Origin of the sequence: Sphaerisporangium sp. B11E5, from assembly GCF_039871875.1 — a bacterium.
In the GTDB taxonomy this organism is placed as follows: Bacteria; Actinomycetota; Actinomycetes; order Streptosporangiales; family Streptosporangiaceae; genus Sphaerisporangium.
In genome coordinates, this window is the sequence record NZ_JBDPMD010000049.1 from 1 (window position 1) to 20,973 (window position 20,973).

At 70.2% G+C, this 20,973-nt stretch carries 15 protein-coding genes and 1 pseudogene; 5 read left to right on the top strand and 11 right to left on the bottom strand.

All coding sequences use genetic code 11. The features are described from left to right. The first annotated feature begins 357 nt into the window (after window positions 1-357). A complete protein-coding gene (locus ABGB17_RS31510; protein WP_347636463.1) occupies window positions 358-849 on the top strand; it encodes a hypothetical protein in 492 nt (163 codons plus the stop codon). On the opposite strand, the gene ABGB17_RS31515 is transcribed toward ABGB17_RS31510, so the two are convergent. Beyond that, window positions 798-2,018 carry an IS110 family transposase gene (locus ABGB17_RS31515; RefSeq protein WP_347636464.1) on the bottom strand — a complete coding sequence of 407 codons (1,221 nt, stop codon included), beginning with the start codon at window positions 2,016-2,018 and terminating at the stop codon, window positions 798-800. The two genes, ABGB17_RS31510 and ABGB17_RS31515, sit on opposite strands and share 52 nt — an antisense overlap. Before the next feature lie 253 nt (window positions 2,019-2,271). Here ABGB17_RS31515 and ABGB17_RS31520 point away from each other — a divergent pair, with 253 nt between their 5' ends. Continuing rightward, on the top strand, window positions 2,272-2,787 hold the full coding sequence (locus ABGB17_RS31520; RefSeq protein WP_347636468.1) for an NAD(P)/FAD-dependent oxidoreductase: 516 nt from the start codon (window positions 2,272-2,274) through the stop codon (window positions 2,785-2,787). Window positions 2,788-3,230: 443 nt separating this feature from the next. Here ABGB17_RS31520 and ABGB17_RS31525 read toward each other — a convergent pair whose 3' ends face one another. From ABGB17_RS31525 to ABGB17_RS31545, 5 genes are all read right to left on the bottom strand, one after another. Continuing rightward, window positions 3,231-3,809: a hypothetical protein gene (locus ABGB17_RS31525; RefSeq protein WP_347636472.1), complete on the bottom strand. Its 579-nt coding sequence runs from the start codon at window positions 3,807-3,809 to the stop codon at window positions 3,231-3,233. Continuing rightward, entirely contained in the window at window positions 3,737-6,388 is a 2,652-nt protein-coding gene (locus tag ABGB17_RS31530) for an AAA family ATPase (protein WP_347636476.1), read from the bottom strand. The genes ABGB17_RS31525 and ABGB17_RS31530 overlap by 73 nt, the downstream gene beginning before the upstream one ends. 3 nt (window positions 6,389-6,391) lie before the next feature. Beyond that, window positions 6,392-6,895 (bottom strand): hypothetical protein, encoded by a 504-nt coding sequence (locus tag ABGB17_RS31535; RefSeq protein ID WP_347636479.1) that lies wholly within the window; start codon window positions 6,893-6,895, stop codon window positions 6,392-6,394. A 614-nt stretch (window positions 6,896-7,509) separates the two neighbouring features. Continuing rightward, window positions 7,510-7,710 carry a DUF397 domain-containing protein gene (locus ABGB17_RS31540; protein WP_347636483.1) on the bottom strand — a complete coding sequence of 67 codons (201 nt, stop codon included), beginning with the start codon at window positions 7,708-7,710 and terminating at the stop codon, window positions 7,510-7,512. Continuing rightward, window positions 7,701-8,522, bottom strand: coding sequence for a helix-turn-helix transcriptional regulator (locus ABGB17_RS31545; protein WP_347636487.1), 822 nt, complete (start codon window positions 8,520-8,522; stop codon window positions 7,701-7,703). Before ABGB17_RS31545 ends, ABGB17_RS31540 begins: the two co-directional genes overlap by 10 nt. A gap of 177 nt (window positions 8,523-8,699) precedes the next feature. Between ABGB17_RS31545 and ABGB17_RS31550 the strand changes: the two genes are divergently transcribed. Together ABGB17_RS31550 and pip are read left to right on the top strand one after the other, a co-directional pair. Further along, complete coding sequence (locus ABGB17_RS31550) at window positions 8,700-9,218, top strand: ATP-binding protein (protein ID WP_347636491.1); 519 nt, start codon at window positions 8,700-8,702, stop codon at window positions 9,216-9,218. After that, window positions 9,164-10,162, top strand: coding sequence for a prolyl aminopeptidase (gene pip / locus ABGB17_RS31555; RefSeq protein WP_347636494.1), 999 nt, complete (start codon window positions 9,164-9,166; stop codon window positions 10,160-10,162). The genes ABGB17_RS31550 and pip overlap by 55 nt, the downstream gene beginning before the upstream one ends. Before the next feature lie 70 nt (window positions 10,163-10,232). Here pip and ABGB17_RS31560 read toward each other — a convergent pair whose 3' ends face one another. The 5 genes from ABGB17_RS31560 to ABGB17_RS31580 are packed head-to-tail and all read right to left on the bottom strand — an operon-like array spanning window position 10,233 to window position 18,580. Beyond that, window positions 10,233-13,187, bottom strand: a complete 2,955-nt coding sequence (locus ABGB17_RS31560) for a glycoside hydrolase family 3 C-terminal domain-containing protein (RefSeq protein WP_347636498.1) — start codon at window positions 13,185-13,187, stop codon at window positions 10,233-10,235. A gap of 40 nt (window positions 13,188-13,227) precedes the next feature. Then, complete coding sequence (locus tag ABGB17_RS31565; protein ID WP_347636502.1) at window positions 13,228-14,052, bottom strand: carbohydrate ABC transporter permease; 825 nt, start codon at window positions 14,050-14,052, stop codon at window positions 13,228-13,230. After that, window positions 14,049-14,933: a sugar ABC transporter permease gene (locus ABGB17_RS31570; RefSeq protein ID WP_347636506.1), complete on the bottom strand. Its 885-nt coding sequence runs from the start codon at window positions 14,931-14,933 to the stop codon at window positions 14,049-14,051. The genes ABGB17_RS31565 and ABGB17_RS31570 overlap by 4 nt, the downstream gene beginning before the upstream one ends. Window positions 14,934-14,937: 4 nt before the next feature. After that, complete coding sequence (locus tag ABGB17_RS31575) at window positions 14,938-16,254, bottom strand: extracellular solute-binding protein (protein ID WP_347636509.1); 1,317 nt, start codon at window positions 16,252-16,254, stop codon at window positions 14,938-14,940. A 28-nt stretch (window positions 16,255-16,282) separates the two neighbouring features. Then, window positions 16,283-18,580, bottom strand: coding sequence for a TIM-barrel domain-containing protein (locus tag ABGB17_RS31580; RefSeq protein ID WP_347636513.1), 2,298 nt, complete (start codon window positions 18,578-18,580; stop codon window positions 16,283-16,285). Between the two features lie 179 nt (window positions 18,581-18,759). Here ABGB17_RS31580 and ABGB17_RS31585 point away from each other — a divergent pair. Then, a pseudogene (locus ABGB17_RS31585) lies at window positions 18,760-20,778 on the top strand (beta-galactosidase); the annotation flags it as partial. Window positions 20,779-20,973: the final 195 nt, after the last annotated feature.

Genomic DNA, 20,973 nt, shown 5'->3' on the forward strand with positions numbered 1-20,973 from the left:
AGGCCCTCGCCGAGCAGGACGACATAGCCGAGGTGCTGCTCGCGGCGTTCCGTGAACGGCGCGATGTTATCCGCTCGGCCGCCGGCGGCACCCTGGAGATCGTCGGTCAGCCCGACACCGCGGAGACGCTGGAACTGCGTACCTACGTGGAGCAGATGCTCCTTCCCCACACCTGGCGCAGCGCCACCACGCCCACCGGGAGCGCGCTGATGACATCGGCTGGGCTGTCGGCGGACGACCTTCCGGCCGCGGTGAGCCACGGCTCGGTGGTGCGGCGGGCGACGCCCGGAACGGTCGCGCAGGCGCTCGGCCTCGCCTACCGGGCCGACGGACGTCCGGTCGACCTCGTCGTCGTCGGTGCCGGTCCGGCGGGCCTGGGCCGCTGCCGTGTCCGGGGCGTCCGAGGGTCTCGCCACCGTCCTGCTGGACCGAAGCGGGCTCGGTGGCCAGGCCGCCAAGAGCGCCCGCATCGAGAACTACCTGGGCTTCCCCGACGGGGTCAGCGGCGTGGACCTGACCCGCCTGGCCATGGTCCAGGCGCTCAAGTTCGGTGTACGGATCCACTCGCCGTACGCAGTGGCGGGCCTCGACCTCTCCGACGATCGGCGGCCGACCGTGGTGCTGGAGGACGGGGTACGCATTCGATGTCGCGCGGTGATCGCCGCCACCGGGGCCCGATACCGGCGCCTCGACATCCCTCAATGGGCGACGTTTGAGAAGTCCGGCTGCATCCGGTACGCGGCCACCGAGTCGGACGTCAGAGGCTACGAGCGTCAGACATCCCTGGACGTTGGATGTCAAGCGGCGAGGTTGTGGTTGCGGTGTGACCATGCGGTTGCTCGGTCGTAGGCGGTGTGGGTTTTGAGGCAGCCGTGGAGGATGCCCACCAGACGGTTGCCGACTTGGCGAAGAGCCGCGTTGTGGCTGATGTCGCGGGCTTTGAGCTGGTCGTAGTAGGTGCGGACGTCGGGATCGTGCAGCAGGGCGCAGGAGGCTTGGAGGTGAAGAGCGTCAAGGAGCCGGTCGTTGTGGACGAACCGGACCTGGACGATCTTGGTCTTGCCGGATTGCCGGGTGATCGGCGAGGTTCCGGCGTAGTTCTTGCGGGCTTTGGCACTGGCGTAGCGGCCTTCGGCGTCTCCGAACTCGGCGAGCACCCGGGCGCCGAGGACGACGCCGATGCCAGGCTGACTGAGGATGACCTCAGCGTCCGGGTGCCGGCCAAAATGGGCCTCGACCTCGCCCTCCAGCGTCTTGATCTCGCTGTTCAAGACGGTGATGACGGCCGCCAGGGCCTTCACGGTGGAGGCGTAGGCGCCTGTGACCAGCGGGGCCTGGCCCAGGTGCTCGCCTTGCAGCACGTCCTGGATCGCGGCGGCTTTGGCGGAGACGTCGCGGCGGCCCTTGAGCGCGACGCTGATCTGGCCCGTCGTCAGCTTGGCCGCCGTCTCGGGGGTGGGGGCCTTGGCCAGCAGCCTCAGCACCGCATCCGAGGTAAGGCCGAGGGGTTTGCAGGCGGCAAGAGCGGCGGGGAAGTAGTCCCGCAACGCCACCCGAAGGCGCAGCATGTGCCGGGTGCGTTCCCACAGCAACGTCTGATGCGCCCGGGTGACGACCTTGACCGCCTCGGCGATCTCCGAGTCCCCGGCGACCTGGCGCAGCTGGTGGCGACGAGTGCGGATCATGTCGGCCAGCGCATGGGCGTCGCCCTTGTCGCTCTTGGCTCCTGAACTGCCGAGGATCTCCCGGTGCCGGGCGGCCTGCTTGGGATCCACCCCGAACACCCGATATCCCGCGGCCACCAGCGCCCGCACCCACGGACCCCGATCGACCTCGATGCAGACCAGCACCTCAGACGGGTCGGCGTCCTCGGCCACGAACCTGCCGACCAGGTCGTGGAACCGGGTGATCCCGGCCATCCCCTCGGGCAGCCGGACCCGCTTCACCACCTTGCCGTCCTCGTCTTGGACCTCGACATCGTGATGGTCTTCAGCCCAGTCATCACCGACGAACAGCAAACCGACCTCCACCACGATCGACAACAGCGGTCAGCAGCCTGCAGGAGCCGGCCCGCGAACTAATGGACCAGTGCTCACCCCAACAAACCCTCGGGAGGCACGACATCCCATCAGCGATCAAGACCCCTGACCACCAGTGAGGGCACGATCTGACGCCAGGACTCCAAGGTCCAGCCGACGAGAGTGCTCACTCACCAGCGGCTACAGGCACCGAGTCTGCCCGAACAGCCGACCCGATAGCTCCCATTAGCCGGTGACTGTGGTCGGGGGCGCCAACTCGGCCGGGCAGGCAGCCCTGTCCCTCGCCGCCCGGGGAGCGACCGTGAATCTGGTCATCCGCGGCCACGACCTCGGAGCCCGCATGTCGTCCTACCTGACCGACCGGATCCGTGCCCATTCCCAGATCCGGGTCCACACCGGCAGCATGGTCCGCGAACTGGTCGGCGACGACGTCCTCACGTCGATCGTGATCGAGCGGCCGGGCGCGCGGCCGGAACGGCTGGCCAGCCATGGGCTGTTCTGCTTCGTCGGCGCCGACCCGGTGTCGGGCTGGCTCACCGGCGTGGCCAAGGCCGACGACGGCTTCGTCCTCACCGATGTCCGGCTGCCCGCCGGGTCGTCCGGCCCGCCCCTGCCGTTCCAGACGAGCGCACCCCGGGTGTTCGCGGTCGGCGACGTCCGTTCGGGCTCGACGAAACGCGTCGCCACGGCCGTCGGTGACGGCGCGAGCGCAATCTCCTTTGTCCACGTGGCGCTCAACGACGATTGACACCTCTATCGGTCTCCACCAACGCCGTCTCTGACCGGAGACATGGCTCCAACCTTGTCGATCGCCGGACGATGCCGGAACCATCCGTCTGAAGGGAGCACGCATGACCGTGCCGGCCGCGGTGGTCGCCCTGGCCGGCGGGGCGGAACGAGACCGACGCACAGACGCGCCGGTCGGCGAGGGCAACCAGTGGGCGGAGCTGGAGCGGCCGGGCTGCGCGATCTTCCCGACCGTCCTCGGCACGTCCCAGGTGGGCTCGGTCTTCTTCCACACGAACGGCCGAAGGTTGTCGGATCAATGCACTGAAGCGCCTTCGCGAGGGGATACCTCATCGTCGTCAGCTTGCGCCGGACGCATTCATACGTCCCACCCGACGTCGTCTACTACTGCCGCCGCCCGTACGCGGCCTGCGCCGATCTCGATGCGTGACGCACGGCGTCAGGTCACGGAACAGGTCCGCCAAGCTCTCGCACCAGCTGCTCAGCCCGGCGGGTGAAGAGGTGAGCTCCCCGCTCGGCGGACAGCGCACGTGCCCGCTCGGCGGCTGCCCGGGCCACCTCGACGCGGGTGCCTCCGGCCATCAGCAACCGGGCCCGCAGCAGGAACAGCAACCCCTCGGCGTAGCGCTCGCCGTAGGTTTCGACGACCCGGTCGGCGTGGTCGAGGGCAACGGCGGCGGCGTCCGGCCTACCGGCGGCGAGCCACATCTCGCCGATAAGGCCGTACCAGGTGGCGCGGCCGGTGAGCGGCGGGCCGAGCAGCATCTCCGTCAGCAGCGTTTCAGCCTCGGCCGCGGCTCCGGCCGGGTCGAGACCCGTCACGGCGCGCGCCCAGCATCGAATGATGCGGAGGTGCGCGCCGAAGAAGGCGAAGGAGAATCCGGGGTCCTCGGCGATGCCTCGTTCGGTGGTGCGCAGTGCCCAGGCGGGGTCGTCGGCGAGCGCCGCGATCACCGAGGCGAACGTCGCCCACACTGTGATCGCGTACGGGTCGGAACCGGCGGCCTCCAACGTGTCGAGCACCGGCCTGGCCGCGTCGAGGTCTCCGCGTGCATCCCGGCCGCGATGAGGTGGAGATCGCGCCGCAGCGGAAATTCGCTGTAGCCGGCGATGTCTTCGAGCAGCGTGCGGTCCGACCGCCTCTGGTATTCGAACGCGCTGCCGATCTCGCCGATGGCCCACTGGTAGATGGCCCACGCGTGCAGGCCGTAGGCGCGTAGGACGGGATCGGCCGACGCCTCGGTCTGTTCGAGGAACTGCCGCGCCAACCGTTTGGCGCGGTCGAGCTGCATTCCCTGGCAGTAGGCCGCCTGGCGGGACAGCAGGAAGTTGACGGCCTCCTCCTCGCGGCCGAGTTCGCGGGCCAGGTGCTCGGCGCGTTCGAGGAGGTCGGTCGCAGAGCCGACGTATCCGGACCCCATGCCGATGACAGCGGTGAGCTGTGACAGAGCGGACAGTTCGAGCTCGGCGAGACCCGCCGAGCGGGCTACCTGCGTCGCCGACCGGAGGTGCTGCTCGGCCGCTTCGAGAGCGGATTTGGCGACTGCCCGGCGGCCGGCACCGATGAGCGCGCTCGCGGTGCGGGACGGGTCCGCGAGGGGGCCGGCGGCCCAGAGATGGTGGGCGACGCGCTCGGCGACGGACTCGACGCTGCTTTCGGTGGCTTCCAGCGCGTCCGCCACGCGGAGATGCAGCCGGATCATCCGGTGCGGTGACGTGGTCGTAGCGACCGACTCGCGGACCAGGTCGTGTGCGAAACGCAGCGAGAACGGGTTCCCGGGAGTCGGCCCGAGCAGGCCGAGGTGGTCGACAGGCTCCAGCCGGTCGAGACAGGTCTGGGTGTCGAGCCCGGCAACGCGGGCGAGCAGGCCGAGGTCGACGTCGCGGCCGATGAGGGCCGCGGCTTGGAGCAGGTCGTACGCCTCGTCATCGAGGTGCGAGACGCGGTCGCGCACGACGTCCCGCACGGTCGACGGCACGGCCGCGTCCCCGCTGATGTCGTTCCCCGCTGCGAGCAGCCGGGACAGCTCTCGGACGAAGAACGGGTTGCCGGCCGTGCGCGCATGGATGCTGCGCACGACGCCGTCCCCGACGTCGCGGCCTGCCTCGCGGCGGACGAGTTCGGCGACCCCGGCCGGTCCCAGCGGGCCGAGGCGTATGCGGCGATGACCGGACACCCGGCTGGTCACCGCGAGCAGCCGGGACAACTCCGTTCCCAGCGTGGGGGCGCGGTCGCGGAGCGTGCCGATGATCGCGACGCCGCTCGGCAGCCGGACGGCCAAGTGACCGAACAGCTGCAGGGAAGCGACGTCGGCCCACTGGAGATCGTCGATAACAAGCACGACCGGCCGCGCGGCGGAGACTTCGCGGAGCAGCGCGACGACAAGTTCGAACAGGCGGAATTGGCCTCCGGCGTCGGCTTGCTCCGGCTCGGCCGGTGCCCGGTCGTCCGACTCGACGAGGTAGCTGAGCTCGCTGGTCAGCCACTTCTCGCGCGACGTCGGCGCCAGGGCGTCCAGGACCGTGCCGATGGCCCGCACCCACGGCCACATCGACGGTGCGCCGGCGTCCTCCAGGCAGTTGCCCCACACGACATGTGCGCCTCGCCCGTGGGCCGCATCGGTCACTTCTTCGACCAGCCGCGTCTTGCCGACTCCCGGCTCGCCCTCCACCAGGACGAGCCCGGTGCGGCCGGCCAGAGCGGACTCCACGGCCTGCCACACCACAGCGAGCTCCTCGACCCGGCCGACAAGCCCGGCGGCCGCCAGCGGTGGCTGCCCGGCGTCAATCGGGTCGGCGGCGGCCTGCGGCGGCGGGACGCTGGAACCCAGCACCCGCTGGTGGGCGGCCCGTAGCGCCTCACCGGGGTCGATGCCGAGTTCCTCAACCAGCCGCGCGCGGACCCGCAGGTAGGCGGACAACGCCTCGGCTTGGTGTCCGGCAGCCGCCAGGACCGAGACGAGGGCGGCCTGGACCGGCTCGTGCAGGGGGGCCAACGACGCGGCGAGGCGCAGGGGCTGGAGTATGCGCTCCGGCTGGCCCAGCGAGACCGCGAGCTCGGCCGCCGCGGTGCAGGCGTCGAAGAACTCGTGGTCGAGCGCGACGAACGTCGACATGGCGGCAGCCCCGTGATTCCAACCCTCGGCCGTGGACCCGCGCCACAGCCCGAGGGCGTCGACGTAGCATGCGAGCGCAGCCGTCTGCCGCCGCTCGGCCACGGCGGCCCCGGCCGCCCTCACCCGGCGGCGGAACAGGACGAGATCGAGGGTCTCGGACTCGGCCACGAACAGGTAGCTGTTCCCCCGACGCTGCAGATAGGACCCGCTCTCCCGCGCCGGCAGCGACGGTTCGAGGAGCCGGCGGAGCGCACCCACGTATTTCTGGACGATGTTGAGCGCGCTGGCCGGCACGTCGTCTTCCCAGATGAGGTCGATCAACTGGTTCGTGCTGACGGGCTGGCCGGCGTGGGCCAGCAGCAGCGCGAACAGGAGGACCTGTTGCCGCGGGCCGGTATCCAGCTCGACGCCGTCCCGCCAGACCCGCAACGGACCGAGGACCTCGATTCGGAGCGCGTGCTCGTGAGCCACGGTCGGGATTGCCACGCCTTACGATATCCCGAACGCATTGGCGATCTTGAGGTCACCGGCACTGAGCTGCTCAAGCCGGCGTTCCTCGTTCGCCGGCCGGGCGACGAGCTCGGCAGCGCTCCAGGCGGGACGGCTGACCAGCCGGTTCCCTATGATCCGCAACGCGAGAGGCAAGCCGCCGCACAGCTGCGCGAGCTGCGTCAGCGCCCGCTCGCCGTCCGATGCGGAGCGGTCGCCCAGAATCCCGGTCAGCAGTTCGGTGGCCTCCGCCAGGGGCAGGGGTCCCAGGCTGAGCCGGCGCACCCCCTCCAGGCCGGCCAACAGCCGGCGGCTGGTGATCAGGACCCGGCCGTGGCTGCCGCTCGGCAGCAATGGCCGGATCTGCTCCGCGGAGGCGGCGTTGTCGAGCACGGCCAGAACGTGTTTCCCCGCAAGCAGCGATCGGTACAAGGAGGCGCGATAGGGAACGCCATGGGGTATTGCGTGATCCGCGACGCCGAGCGCACGAAGCAGCAGCCCCAAAGCCTCCCTGGCAGCGACGGGGTGCGGGGACATGCCGAACAGATCGAGAAAGAACTTCCGTCCCGGAAATCGGTCCGCAGGGCATGGGTGGTCCGAACGGCGAACGTCGTCTTCCCCAGACCGGCAGGGCCGGTGATCAGCCCGACGCCGGCCGCCCCCGGCGAGGAGCCGGCGTGCACCAGATCGTTCGTCCAGGTCGGCTCGGCGGCCCGGCCGGTGAAGTCGCCGACGGATCGGGGGAGCGCGCACAGACCGGTCGGGCGGGTCCAGTGATTCCGCAGGCGGCCGTCCCGCGCCAGTTCGATGAGCTGCTTGCGGGCGCTCTCATCGAGAGCGAGTGCGTCCGCGAGGGCGGTGACGGTCCGGTGCTGAGGTCCTCTGCTGCGTCCCCGCTCCATGTTGGACAGGCTTCGGGCACTCACCTCCGAAGCTTTCGGCGAGCTGTTCCAACGTGAGACGCGCCGCGTGCCGATGGTGTCAACCCGGTGATGCCCAGCTGCTCCACCAGCTTGTCCACCCGCCGGGTTGACACGCGCCCGACGCGGCGGGACGTGGTACGGCGAATCCGGCGCTGTCATACGGCGGTCGAACCGGCCCAGGACTACGACGTCCCCTCAGTAGCGGAAATCTCCGTCCTTGACCGCGCTCACGAACACACCCCATTCACCATGCCCACATCGAAGCACCGGACCATCGGGATTCTTGGAGTCGCGGACGGCCGTCACATCCGGAAGATTCACCGCCACTTCGACACACTCTCCCCCGTCATCGCCTGACCGTGCCGATTTCCGCCACACCGCTTCGCTCAGGTCCACTTCCGACTCACCACTTCCTCGATGGCCTGCCAGGACTGACGTTGTGAGTAAGCGTCCGCGCGCAGAATGTCGTAACGGCGGACGATGTCCGTGATCATGCTCCTGTCGGTGATCGTCCGACCACGGGGCTGACATTCCACTCGCACCGTATACGCATTGCCACGCATCTCCGCAATGGCATACGCCCCCAAAAGCCCGGAGAGCACCTCAGCGCTATACGGAACCACCTGAATAGTGATGTTGGGCCGCTGAGCCAGCTCTAACAGATACACGAGTTGTTCACGCATCACCGACGCACCACCCACAGAGCGGTGAAGAACACCTTCGTCCACCAAACACATGACCGCCGGCGGGTCGGCTCGCGAGAACAGAGTCCCGCGCTGCATTCGCCCGGCCACCCGCCGCTCCACCTCGTCGGCCGTGATGTCGGGCGCACAGGAGATGACTCTCCGCGCATAGCCCTCCGTCTGCATCAACCCCGGCACCAGCAAAGGTGCCCAGAACCGCAGTGCCGTCGCCCGCTGCTCCTCCACCGCCCAGTCGCGGAAGTGGGCGGGGACCGGCGGGGGTGGCGGCCAGACCTCCGCGTGCAGTCGGGCGATGACGCCGTCCAGGCCGAACACCTCGTCGCACAGCTCGGCGAAACGCCCCGACGGGCGGAGCTTCGACGTCTCCACCATCGCCACCGAACTGGTGGAGAACCCCAGTCGCCGCGCCAGTTGCTTCTGCGTCAGCCCGGCCGCGAGCCGCTGCCGCCGTACCTCGTACGCGAACCGTGCACGCGGCGACTCCTCCGGGTCGATGTCGATCATCCTGGTCATGAGGTCCCCTCGCGCCTGAGCAGAACCGACTCACCGACCTCAGAACAACTCTGAAGTCATTCAGTAGTCAATCGACAACCAACGGTAATCGACCAGCGCCAATCTGAGGGCGAGAACGCACCACCCATCAGGGCCACAGCCCCGAGAAACCCGACCCGCGAGGAAACCATGACCGGCCGTCCGAGCCGACACTACGCGGACTTCCCGCCTCACCCGGCGTCAGCCTCCGAGGCCCGCCACCACGTCCGCGCCACCCTCACGATCTGGCGGCTCCCCCACCTGATCGACACCGCACAACTGATCGTCTCCGAACTCATCACCAACGCCGTCAAAGCCACCACGACCTGCCCCGTCCGCCTGACCCTGGACCCGTCCCCGCCCCACCTCCTGATCGAGGTCTGGGACCCCGACCCCACCCCGCCGAGTCCGAGAACCCCGTCTCCTCTGGACGAGGGCGGCCGGAGCCTGTTCCTCGTGGAGACCCTCGCCGCCGCCTGGGGCCACCACACCACCCCCCACGGCAAGACCGCCTGGTGCACCCTCCCCACCACCCCGGAAAACCCGGCGGCGCCACCCCCGGACCCTTCTCTAAAGTCTTCGGGTGTTTCCGCTCACGAAGGGATCCCGGGACCATGGCCGACCGCCATCCGCCCATCGAGCCGTACGCCACCGGCATGCTCGACGTAGGCGACGGCAACCACATCCACTGGGAGACCAGCGGCAACCCCGCCGGCAAACCGAGCCTGGTCGTCCACGGCGGCCCCGGCTCCGGCAGTTCCCCCGGCACCCGCCGTTTCTACGACCCCGACCTGTACAACATCATCCAGTTCGACCAACGCGGCTGCGGCAGGAGCACCCCCCACGCGAGCGACCCCGCGACCGACATGACCGTCAACACCACCCACCACCTGATCGCCGACATGGAACGCCTGCGAGACCACCTGAACATCGACCGCTGGCAACTCTTCGGCGGCTCCTGGGGCTCCACCCTGATCCTCGCCTACGCCGAGGCCCACCCCGAGCGCGTGACGGAGATCCTCCTCACCGGTGTCACCACCACCCGCCCCGCCGAGATCGACTGGCTCTACAAGGGAGTAGGCCGCTTCTTCCCCGAAGAATGGCACCGCTTCCAGGCAGCAGGAGGCGGTCACTCCACCAGCCCCGGCTTGCTCACCGCCTACGCCCGACTGATGGACTCCCCGGACCCCGGCGTCCGCGCCGCCGCCGCCCTGGCCTGGTGCACCTGGGAGGACACCGTGATCTCCCAGGAACCCAACGGCGTCAAGAACGCCTACAGCAACCGCCCCGACAGGTCACTCCTGGCCTTCGTCCGCATCTGCGCCCACTACTTCTCCAACAACGCCTGGCTGGAAGAAGACGCCATCCTCAAGGAAGCGAACCGCCTGAAAGGCATCCCCGCCGTCCTCCTCCACGGCCGCCTCGATCTCGGCAGCCCCCTCGACACCCCCTGGCACCTCACCCGCACCTGGCCCGACGCCACCCTGCACGTGATCGACGACGCCGGCCACACCGGCAGCGCCACCCTCCGCTCCCACGTCCTCGACGCCCTCCAACGTTTCGCCACCCGACAGGCGAGCCGACCCCACTATGGTCACGGTACGACACGTTGACATGATCCTTCGTACATGACCGGCACCGCGCCCTGAGGGACGCGGTGCCGGTCGTGTCATGTGCGGGCGGTCATCTGGTCAGGGAGAAGTCCTTGATCCTTGCCGGGCCGGTGAAGACCAGGTAGAGGTCGTGGGTGCCGCTCAGCCTTGGCATGGGGGCCGAGGTGGTCGTGTAGGTGTACTTGTCGGCGGTCGTGGCGGGCTGGAGGGTGGCCAGGAGGCGGCCGGTGGGGGAGCCCTGGCGGAGTTCCACGTGGACGGGGGTCTGGGTGGAGGTCGTGGCGGTGAAGGTGGTGGGGGTGTTCAGGGCGGCGTCCTCGAAGGAGAGCCAGGTGCCTGCTTGGGCGGCTACGGCGTCGCCGGTGGTCTTGGTGTGGTCCACCAGTTCGGCGGCGGAGTGGTCGTCGAAGGTGGTGGCCTGGGTGGGGCCGGTGAGGTTTCTCGGGGGGATGGTCTCGCCGGCCACCTGGAGGGTGGTGCGGAGGTGGATGGCGGTGGAGGAGGAGCCGACCAGGATGTCGTGGGTGGACTTCTCCACGGACCAGCGGTCGCGGGTGACGTCCCAGAGGGCGAGGTCGGAGGCCTTGAAGGTGAGGGTCACGGTCTTGGTCTGGCCGGGGGCCAGGTGGACCCGCTGGAAGGCGCGCAGTTGCTTGACGGGTTGCTTGGTGCGGCTGGTGTGCTGGTGGGTGTAGAGCTGGACGACCTCGTCGCCGGCCACGCGGCCGGTGTTCTGCACCTTCAGGGAGGCGGTGACGGTGCCGTCGGGGCGGGCCGAGGCGGCGTTCAGCTTGAGGCCGGAGTAGGCGAACGTGGTGTAGCTGAGGCCGTGGCCGAAGGGGTACAACGGCTTGGCCTTGGAGTACAGGTAGGTCGCGTTCGCCTTGATGATGTCGTAGTTGAGGATGTCGGGGAGGTCGCTCGCCGCGCGGGGCCAGGTCTGGGTGAGGCGGCCGGCGGGGCTGACGTCGCCGAAGAGGATGTCGGCCAGGGCGTTGCCGGTCTCCGCGCCGGCGTGGGTGGTCCACAGGATGGCGGGGACGTTGGCCTGGAGCCAGTTGATGGTCGTCGGGTAGCTGTTCTCCAGGATGACGACGGTGTTGGGGTTGGCCTTCGTCACGGCCTTGACCAGGGCCTCCTGGGCGGCGGCGAGGTTCATGTCGGTGCGGTCGTGGTCCTCGCGGCCGTTGATGAAGGGCATGCTGCCGACCACGAGGACGGCGGCGTCGGCGGCCTTGGCGGCGGCGACGGCGGTGGCGGTGCCGTCGGTGACGAGTTCCTTGGTGAACTTCGCGGCCTTGTCTGCGGTGGTGAGGGCGAGGGTGCCGTCGGCGTTCGGGGCCAGGTACTTGTTGGGGCCGAACCAGTCGTAGGCGGTCTCGTAGCCGGCGTAGCGGAACAGGTAGGTGCCGTCGGACTGGGGTTCCAGCTTGAACTGCTGCTGGACGAACCAGCCGTTGGGCTGGGTCTGGTCGTTCACGAAGTTCGACCAGTTGTAGCCGACGTACCTGCCGTTGGCGGCGCTGCGCAGGGTCAGCACGCCGTCGCCCCAGTCGAACGCGTCGAACTGGGTGGTGGGACCGGTGGTGGTGGCGCTCTCGGTGAGGACGGCGCCGGACGTGCCCGTGCCGGCGGTGACGTACTTGCCGGTGGCGACGTTCTTCAGGGCGATGCGGTCGGCGCCCTCGGTGCCGGTGACGGTGGCGCCGGCGCCGAGGCGCTCGCGGATGCCGGCCAGCGGGGTGACCTTGTAGGGAAGGCTGCCGGAGTACCAGTCGGTGTACAGGGTGTCGGACAGCGGGCCGATGACGGCGACCTTGCGGGTGGACGGGCTGAGCGGCAGCGTGCGGCCGGAGTTCTTCAGCAGCACGGTGGCCGCGGCGGCGGTGCGGCGGTTCAGGGCGCGGTGGGCGGGGCTGTTGATCACGTCGGGGGTGATGCCGCCGTACGGGCCGCCGCCCGGGTCGAACTCGCCGAGGCGGAAGCGGATGGACAGCAGGTGGCGGACGGCGCGGTCGATGTCGGCCGCGGTGACGAGGCCCTGGGACAGCGCGGTGGTGATCGCGTTGACGGTGGGAGCGGAGTTGGTGTCGTCGGTGGTGTAGCTGTCGATGCCGGCCTTCAGCGCGGCGGCGTCGCCCTCGGCGAGGCTCGGGTAGTACGCCTGGGAGTTGACGAGGTTGTTCGGGGCGTGCGCGTCGGTGACGTTCATCAGGTCACGGCGGGTCCACGAGCGCACCACGTCGTTCATGTCGGGGTTCACGGTGGCGGGGCGGCCGTTGACCAGGTTGTACGACGCCATGACGCCGGTCGCGGCGTCGGCGGCGATGGCGGGCTTGAAGGCCGCCTGGTCGTACTCCTGCTCCACCCGGGGCCGCAGGCTGGAGTTGGAGGTGTCGCGCCGCACCTCGTTGTTGTTGGCGAGGTAGTGCTTGAGCGTGGGTGCGGCCCGCAGGTGGTCGGGGTCGTCGCCCTGGATGCCGGAGCCGTACGCCACGGACATCGCGCCGGTGAGGGTCGGGTCCTCGGAGTAGCCCTCCTCGTTGCGGCCCCACCGGGGGTCGCGCAGCAGGTTGACGACCGGCGCCCACAGGTTGAGTCCCCACACCCGGGGGTTGCGCGCGTTGAAGCCGCGGGCCTCGGTGCCGACGGCGGTGCCGACCTGCTTGATCAGCGCCGGGTCCCAGGTGCTGGCCAGCCCGACCGCCTGCGGGAACACGGTGCCGTCCGCGGTGACCACGGCGCCGCCGTTGTCGACGTCGGTGGACCACGCGACGCCGTGCAGCGCCTCGGTGCCGGTCTTGAACAGGCCTATGCCGAGGCGCGGGATGGCGGGCTGGAACTGGTGCAGCAGGGAGATCTTCTCGGCCTGAGTGAGCCGCCCGAGCAGGTCGTCCACGCGCTGGGCGAGCGGTAGCGACGGATCTCGGAACGGCGGGTCCTCGGCGGCGCGGGCCGGGGCGGCCAGCAGGGTGACGACCAGGCCGAGCGCGGCGGCAAGGCCCAAAGTGCGACGGGGGGACATAGGGCGCCTCCAGGTCAGGTGGTTCGACGCGGGTGAAAGGTCATTTGACGGCCCCGACGGTGACGCCGCGGGTCAGCGTGCGCTGGAAGATCAGGAAGAACGCCACCGCGGGCACGATGCCGAGCAGCGCCGACGCGCTGGACATGGTGGCGTCCATCATCTTGTCGCCCTGCAGCACGCCGAGGGCGACCGGCACGGTCTGGGTGTCGTTGGAGATCAGGAACACCAGGGGCAGGAAGAACTCGTTCCAGGTCCAGATGAAGAAGAAGATCAGCAGCACGGTCAGCGTGGGACTGCTGATCGGCACCACGATGCGCCACAGGATGCGCCACCGGGACGCACCGTCGATGGCCGCCGCCTCCATGATCGCCCGGGGGAAGTCCCCGAGCACGGCGGACAGCAGGTACGTGCCGAACGCCCCCTGGATCACCGTGAAGATGATGATCACGGCGAGCCGGCTGTCGTACAGGCCCACCTGCTTGGCCAGGTAGTACAGCGGGTAGACCAGCGCCTCCTGCGGCAGCGTGTTGGCGAGCAGGAACAGCACGAGGATCCACAGCCTGCCGCGCACCCGGCCGATGCCGAGCGCGTAGGCGTTCAGCACCGACAGCAGGACGGCGAGCACGGCCACCGACGCGCTGATCACCAGGCTGTTGAGCAGCTTCTGGCCGAAGCCGACCCGCTCCCAGAACTGGACGATCCCATCGAGGTAGAGGCCGTGCGGCAGGCTCAGCGGCCCGCCGGAGGAGTAGTCCGCCGGGCTCTTGACGGCGTTCAGCGCGACGATCGCGAACGGCAGCAGCATCACCACCGCGAGCACGGCCAGCGCGAACAGGACCGCCCACCGGCCGGGGCCGCGCGTCATGACTCACGCTCCTGGACCCGCAGGAACAGGAACGTGACGACGACGATGACGAGCGCGAGCACGGTCGCGATGGCCGCGCCGTAGCCGACGTTGGCCTTCTCGAAGAAGTTCAGGTAGCTGAAGTACGACGGCACGATCGTGGCCCGCCCGGGCCCGCCCCGGGTGAGCACGAAGATGGGACCGAAGACCTTGAGCGCGGCGATGGTGCAGGTGAGGAGCACGACGAATATCTCCGGCCTGATCTGCGGCACCGTGATGTGCCAGAACCGGCGCCACCAGGACGCCCCGTCGATCTCGGCCGCCTCGTACAGCGCGGGATCGGCCCGTTGCAGGCCGGCCATGAAGATGACGACCGGGTAGCCGAGCTGGAACCACACCATGATCGCCATCACGGTGGCCAGGGCGAGGTCGGGGTCGCCCAGCCAGTTCTCCGTCAGCGAGCCGAGCCCCACCGCCTGGAGGATCTCGTTCAGCGCGCCGTACTCCGGGTGCAGCATCCAGCCCCACACCACGCCCGCCACCGCCACCGGCAGCACCTGCGGCAGGTAGTACGCGGCGCGCAGAGCGCTCACGGTGCGGGTGCCGAACCGTTTGCCGATGTAGTCGAACAGCGCGGCGGCGAGCACGAGCCCGATGGCGGTCGGCACGATCGCCATGGCGACGATCAACGCGACGTTGTGCTGGAACGACGCCCAGAAGATCTCGTCCGACAGCAGCCGTTCGTAGTTGTCCAGGCCGATCCACCGGGGCGTGCCGAACCCGCTCCACCGTGTGAAGCTGGCCGCGACGTTCATCAGGAACGGCACGATGACGACCGCGACGAGTAGCACCGCCCCGGGGATCAGGTAGAGCCAGTAGCCCCGTCGTGCGGAATGGTTCATGAGGTCAGTTGCCGATGTCGGCGGCGTTCTCCTGGTACGGCCCGGCGAGCTCGTCCAGGACCTTGTCCGGTGTCTTGGTGCCGTTGATCAGCTCCTGCACCCCGGCCACCATGACGTCGTAGTACCCGGGGGCGGGCCAGTCGGGGTAGAACGCCAGGCCGTCCTGCGCGGACAGCTTGTTGAAGTTCTCGATCAGCTCCTTGTTCTTGGGATCGGTGATCGCCGCCGGGTCGGCCGCCACCGGGATGCCGCCCGCGTTGCCCAGCTTGTTCTGGATGTCCTTGCCCATGGTGATGTCGATGAAGTCGTAGGCGAGGTCCTTGTTGGCCGACCGCTCCGGCACCACCCACAGGTTGCCGCTGGACCCGGCGCTCATCTTGTTGCCCGGCCACAGGAACGTGCCCCACTCGAAGTCCTTGACCTGCGTGGTCATCCGGCCGTACCACCAGCTACCGGAGACCATGATCGGGTACTTGCCGGAGATGAACCCGACCCCCATGTCCTCGGCCTTCAAGCCCGCCGAGTCCTTGGAGACGTACCCCTTCTTCACCCAGTCGGCGAAGGTCGTCGCGCCGTAGGTCAGCTCCGGCCCGTGGAAGTCCACCGGCGCCTTGTAGAGCTGGAACGCGTCCACCCACGGCCGTTGCGCCTTGCTCAGCGCGAGCTGGTACACGACCTGCTGGGCGGGGTACTCCGCGCCGCCCATCGCGAGGGGGGTGACGCCAGCCTTGACGAACTTGTCCATCGCCGCGGTGAACTCGTCGAGCGTGGTGGGCACCTCGACGCCCTGCTCGGCGAAGGCGTCCTTGTTGTAGTAGACCATGACGTACTCGCCGTAGTTCGGCACGCCGAACCACTTGCCGGACCCCATGATGCCCCGGTCGTCGTACCTGGCGGTGGTCTGCAGGCTCGGGCTGAGCAGCTTGTCCCAGCCGCGCTTGGCCGCCTCGGCGCTGAGGTCGGTGAGCAGGCCCTGCTTGGACAGCAGGCCCGCCGTGGCGTTGCCCTTGTTGTACTCCATGATGTCGGGGGCCTGGTCGGAGCCGAGCACCATGCCGGCCGTCTTCTGGATCTGCTCGAAGCCCTTCTCCTCGAACTTCACCGTGACGCCGGGGTGGCTCGCCTCGAACTTCTTGATGGCGTCCGCCCAGGCGGCGCCCATGGCGCTGTCGGCGCCCTCGTAGTGCCACAGCTTCAGGGTGCGCGGACCGGCGGAGCCCCCGCCGCTCCCGCCGGGCTCCGCGGAGCCGCACGCGGCCAGGACGAGCGCCATCGCGCCCGCCACCGCCGCCGATATCGTGGTACGTCCCAGGTTGGACATGGTGGTTCTCCCAGCTCTGCTCAGCCGGTCAGCCGACGACGGCCCGCGTGGGGGCGCCGGCGACGGGGGCGATGTGCACCTGCGTGATCGACGCCGGGCCGGACGCGGCGACGCGCAGCACATCGCCGTCCCGGGTGGCGGTGACGGTGGTGTCTCCGTCGACGTCGTGGATGGTGGTACGGCTCGTGGTGCCGTCCGCGCCGCCGTAGCTGGCCACGGTGACGCCGTCGAACGGCGCGTCGCCGACCGTGTCGCGAAGCTCGGTGAGCGGGATCAGCGCGCCGTACCGGACGAACAGCGGGATCTGCGCGAGCGGCGTGGTGACCGTGAGGTACCTGCCCCCCTCGTGGACCTCGTGGGTCCAGTGATCGACCCAGCGCCCGGCGGGCAGGTAGACCTGCCGGGTGCCGTCAGGGTCGGTCATCGGCGCGACCAGCAGGTCGGGCCCGAGGAGGTACTCCAGGTCGGCCTGCCAGGCCACCGGGTCGTCGGGGAAGTCGACGCACAGCGCCCGCATCATGGGGGCGCCGGTGCGGGCCGACTCCACGGCCGCCGAGTAGATGTACGGCATCAGCCGGTACCGCAGCCGCAGCGCCTCGGCGGCCAGCTCCTCCACCGCGGGGAACTCCCACGGCTCGCGGCTGGTGGTGCCGTGGAACCGGACCAGCGGCGACAACGCGCCGAACTGCGCCCACCGCGCGTACAGGTCGTCGGTGGGACGGCCGGTGAAGCCGCCCGCGTCGTGGCTCCAGTACGGCACGCCGGACAGGCCGTGCGCCAGGCCGCCGCGCAGCGTGCTCGCCATCGAGGAGTAGGAGGTGAAGCTGTCCCCGCTCCACTGCGCCGCGTGCCGCTGCCCCCCGAGGAACGACGAGCGCGCCCACACCATGCCGTGGCCGTTCTCCTCGCGGGTCACCTCGGAGACCAGGTCGTTGAACAGCAGCGTGTAGACGTTGTGCAGCTCGGTGCCGGTCATGCCGTTGGAGGCCACCGCGTCGGCCGGGACGCCCTCGGCGAAGTCGGTCTTGAACAGCGCGACGCCCTGGCGCAGCAGCCCGCGCAGCGCCTCACGGAACCAGGCGGCGGCGGCCGGGTTGGTGAAGTCGACGATGCCGCCGGCCGGGTAGGAGCCGTGCCAGGAGTCGGCGACGTACGTCTCGCCGTCCCGGTTCCTCAGGAAGTACCCGGCGGCGTCGCCCTCGGCGAAGACGGGACTGAGGTGGGAGACGTAGGGGTTCATCCACAGGCAGACCTTGAAGCCCTGCTCCGCGAGCGCGGCGAGCATGCCCTCGGGGTCGGGGAAGTTCACCGGGTCCCAGCGCAGGTCGGACCAGTTGTCCTCGGCCTGCCAGTAACAGTCCAGGTGGAGGACGTCGCAGGGGATGCCGCGCTCGCGGATCTTCGCGGCCCTGGCCAGCACCCGCTCGGCGGAGTCGCGGTAGAAGCCCGAGGAGATCCAGCTCCCGAAGGCCCACTTGGGGGGCAGCGCGGGGGCGCAGGTCAGGCGGTCGTACCGGGCCAGCACCTCGGGCACGGCCGGCCCGGCGATCAGGTAGTAGTCGATCAGGTCGTCCGGGACGACGATCTCCAGGCAACTGTGGGTGGCGCGGCAGACGTCGAACTCCACCGGCATGCCGCTGTCCACCAGCAGGCCGTAGCCGCGGCTGGACACGAACAGCGGGACGTTCTTGTAGGAGCGGTCGGACTCGGCGCCGAAGGCGTCGAAGTTCCACATCAGCGGGCGCTGGCCGCGTTTGTCCAGCGGGGTGAACTTCTCGCCGAACCCGCCGAAACGCTCGTCGGGGCGCGCGGCGAAGCTCTCGTGGTAGGCCACCGTGGCGCCGTCCGCCTGGGAGCGGCCGAACGGCAGGGTGCGCAGCCGGCCGCTGATGTCCACGTGGCCGCGGTCCTGCTCGGTCAGCACGCGGCCCGTCGCGTCGGTGAACCGCAGGTGCCAGGGGTCCAGGGTGATCTCGGCCCGCACGGACCCGGCGTCCACGACCACGCGGTCGTCCCCGGTGTCGATGCGGGTGGCCGCGTACTGCCCGGGGGTGACCATCTGCAGGGCGCGGGCGCTGCGGGTGCGGGCCCCGACGTCCTGGCTCAGCCGGACACGGATCACGCCCTCTCCCGCGGCGCTCACCTGCACGACGAGCACCTCCTCGGCCGAGGTGGACGCCTTCAGCGTCACGCCGTGCGCGTCGGCGGCCATCGGCTCGGCCCGGGTGACGGCGGACAGGCCGCTCTCGCCGTGGGCGCGCACCGGGAGCTCCGGCGGATCCGCGCTGAAGTACTCGTGCGCGACCAGGGGCGGACGGTAGGGCATTGACACGCTCCTCGTTGGCGGCGGGCGACGCGAATTAGTTTGCTGGCTATACGAACAAACGTCAACGGAGAGCGGGCGGGTCGAGGCGTCGTTGACATCGCGGCCACACGATCTTTAGTTTGGTCCTCACACGAAAACCGGGGCAGGAGTGAGGGACCACGGACACACCGGAGCACACCGCCCGGCTCTGGTACGGCGGCGACCACAACCCCGAGCAGTGGCCCAGGGAGGTCTGGGCCGAGGACGCGGAACTGATGCGCGCGGCCGGCGTCACCCTCGTCACGGTCGGCGTCTTCTCGTGGGCCGAGCTGGAGCCCGAGCCGGGGCGGTTCAGCTTCGGGTGGCTGGACCGGGTGCTCGCCCTGCTGCACGAGGCCGGCGTCGGGGTCTGCCTCGCCACCCCCACCGCCGCTCCCCCGCCGTGGTTCGCCCGGGCCCACCCGGACGCGCTGCCGGTGCGGGCCGACGGCACGCGGGTGGCCCACGGCAGCAGGGACACCTACTGCGTGTGCGCCCCGGCCTACCGGGAGGCGTCAGGACGGATCGTCCGCGCGGTCGCGGAGCGGTACGCGGGCCACCCGGCGCTCACGCTGTGGCACGTGCACAACGAGTACGGCACGTGGTGCCACTGCGACCATGTCGCGGCGGAGTTCCGCGCCTGGCTGCGTGACCGGCACGGCACCCTGGCGGCGCTGAACGACGCCTGGACGACCGCGTTCTGGAGCCAGCGGTACTCGGCCTGGGAGGAGATCGGGCCGCCGCGGGCAACGCAGTACCTGCCGAACCCGTCCCAGGTGCTGGACTTCCGCCGGTTCCTGTCCGACGCGATGCTCGGGCACTTCCGGGCCCAGCGGGACGTGCTGCGGGAGCTCAGCCCGCACGTGCCGGTCACCACGAACCTCGCGTTCGGGAGCTGGGTGCCGGTGGACCCGTGGCGGTGGGCGGGCGAGGTGGACCTCGTGGCGCTCGACCACTACCCCGGCGACCGCGACGCCGCCGCCGAGGAGACCGCGTTCGCCGCCGACCTCGCCCGGGGGTGGGCGGGGGGACGGCCGTGGCTGCTGATGGAGCAGGCCGCCGGGGTGGTGTACACGGGGCCGCGCATGCTCGCCAAGCGGCCAGGGGAGATCGCGCTGCACAGCCTGTCGCACATAGCGCGCGGGTCGGCCGGGGCGATGTTCTTCCAGTGGCGCGCCTCCCGCGGCGGGGCGGAGCTGTGGCACGGCGGCATGGTGCCGCACGCGGGCCCCGACAGCCGGGTGCACCGCGAGATCCAGGCCCTCGGCCGGCTGCTGCCGTCCCTGGCGGGGCTGCGGGCACCCGGCCCGGTGTCGGTGGGGGCGCGGGCGGCGATCCTGTGGGACGCGCAGTCGTGGTGGGCGCTGGAGGCCCCGGCGTTCCCGTCGGCGGAGCTGCGGTACCTGGACGCGGTACGGCAGGCGCACCGGGTGGTGTGGCGGGGCGGCGTGCCGGTGGACTTCGCCCACCCGGATCACGATTTATCGGCCTATGACGTGGTGCTGGTGCCGTGCCTCTACCTCGTCTCCGACGCCACCGCGGCCCGCCTCACCGCCTACGTCGAGGGCGGCGGCACCCTGGTCGTGTCGTTCTTCAGCGGCGTCGCCGACGAGCACGCCAGGGTGCGCCTCGGCGGGTACCCCGGCGCCCTGCGGGACCTGCTCGGCGCACGGGCCGAGGAGTTCCTCCCCCTCGACGCGCCCGTCCCGGTCCGCCTGACAGAGCCCGGGCCGCTGGACGCCACCGGGACCATGTGGAGCGAGCGCGTCGAGCCCCGTGGCGCCACCGTGATCGGCACCTACGCGGGCGGCGACCTGGACGGCCTGCCCGCCGTCACCCGGCACACCCGCGGCGCGGGCCGGGCGTTCTACCTCTCCACCCGCCTGGACGACGCCGCGTACGGCCACGTCCTGACCGCCGCCGGCCTGCCGCCCGCCCCCGCTCCCCCGGGTGTCGAGCTGATCCGGCGCCGCGGCGCGGACGACCGGGACTGGCTGTTCGCCCTCAACCACTCCCCCGAGCCCAGGACGATCTCCGCCCGCGGCACCGACGCGGTCACCGGCGCGGAAACCGGCGGCTCGGTGAGCCTGCCGCCCCGCGGCTTCACCGTCCTGCGCGTCTTACGGGACGGACACGAAACGGCCACGAAGGAATCCGGTCCGGGGGGTGCAACCGGATAACAAGGGAAAGGCAAGCGAGACAGGCGACAGTCGTCTCATCACCCCGCGTGAAGCGTCCGGAGGGAGAGAGCGATGAGGCGAATCAGAGTGAACCAGCGCCGCGCGATCCGCCGCACCACGAACGCGTTCGTCCTGGATCTGCGCTCTCCATCGGGGCGCCCCCTCCCGTACTAGAGATCTTTACAATAGTCTTAC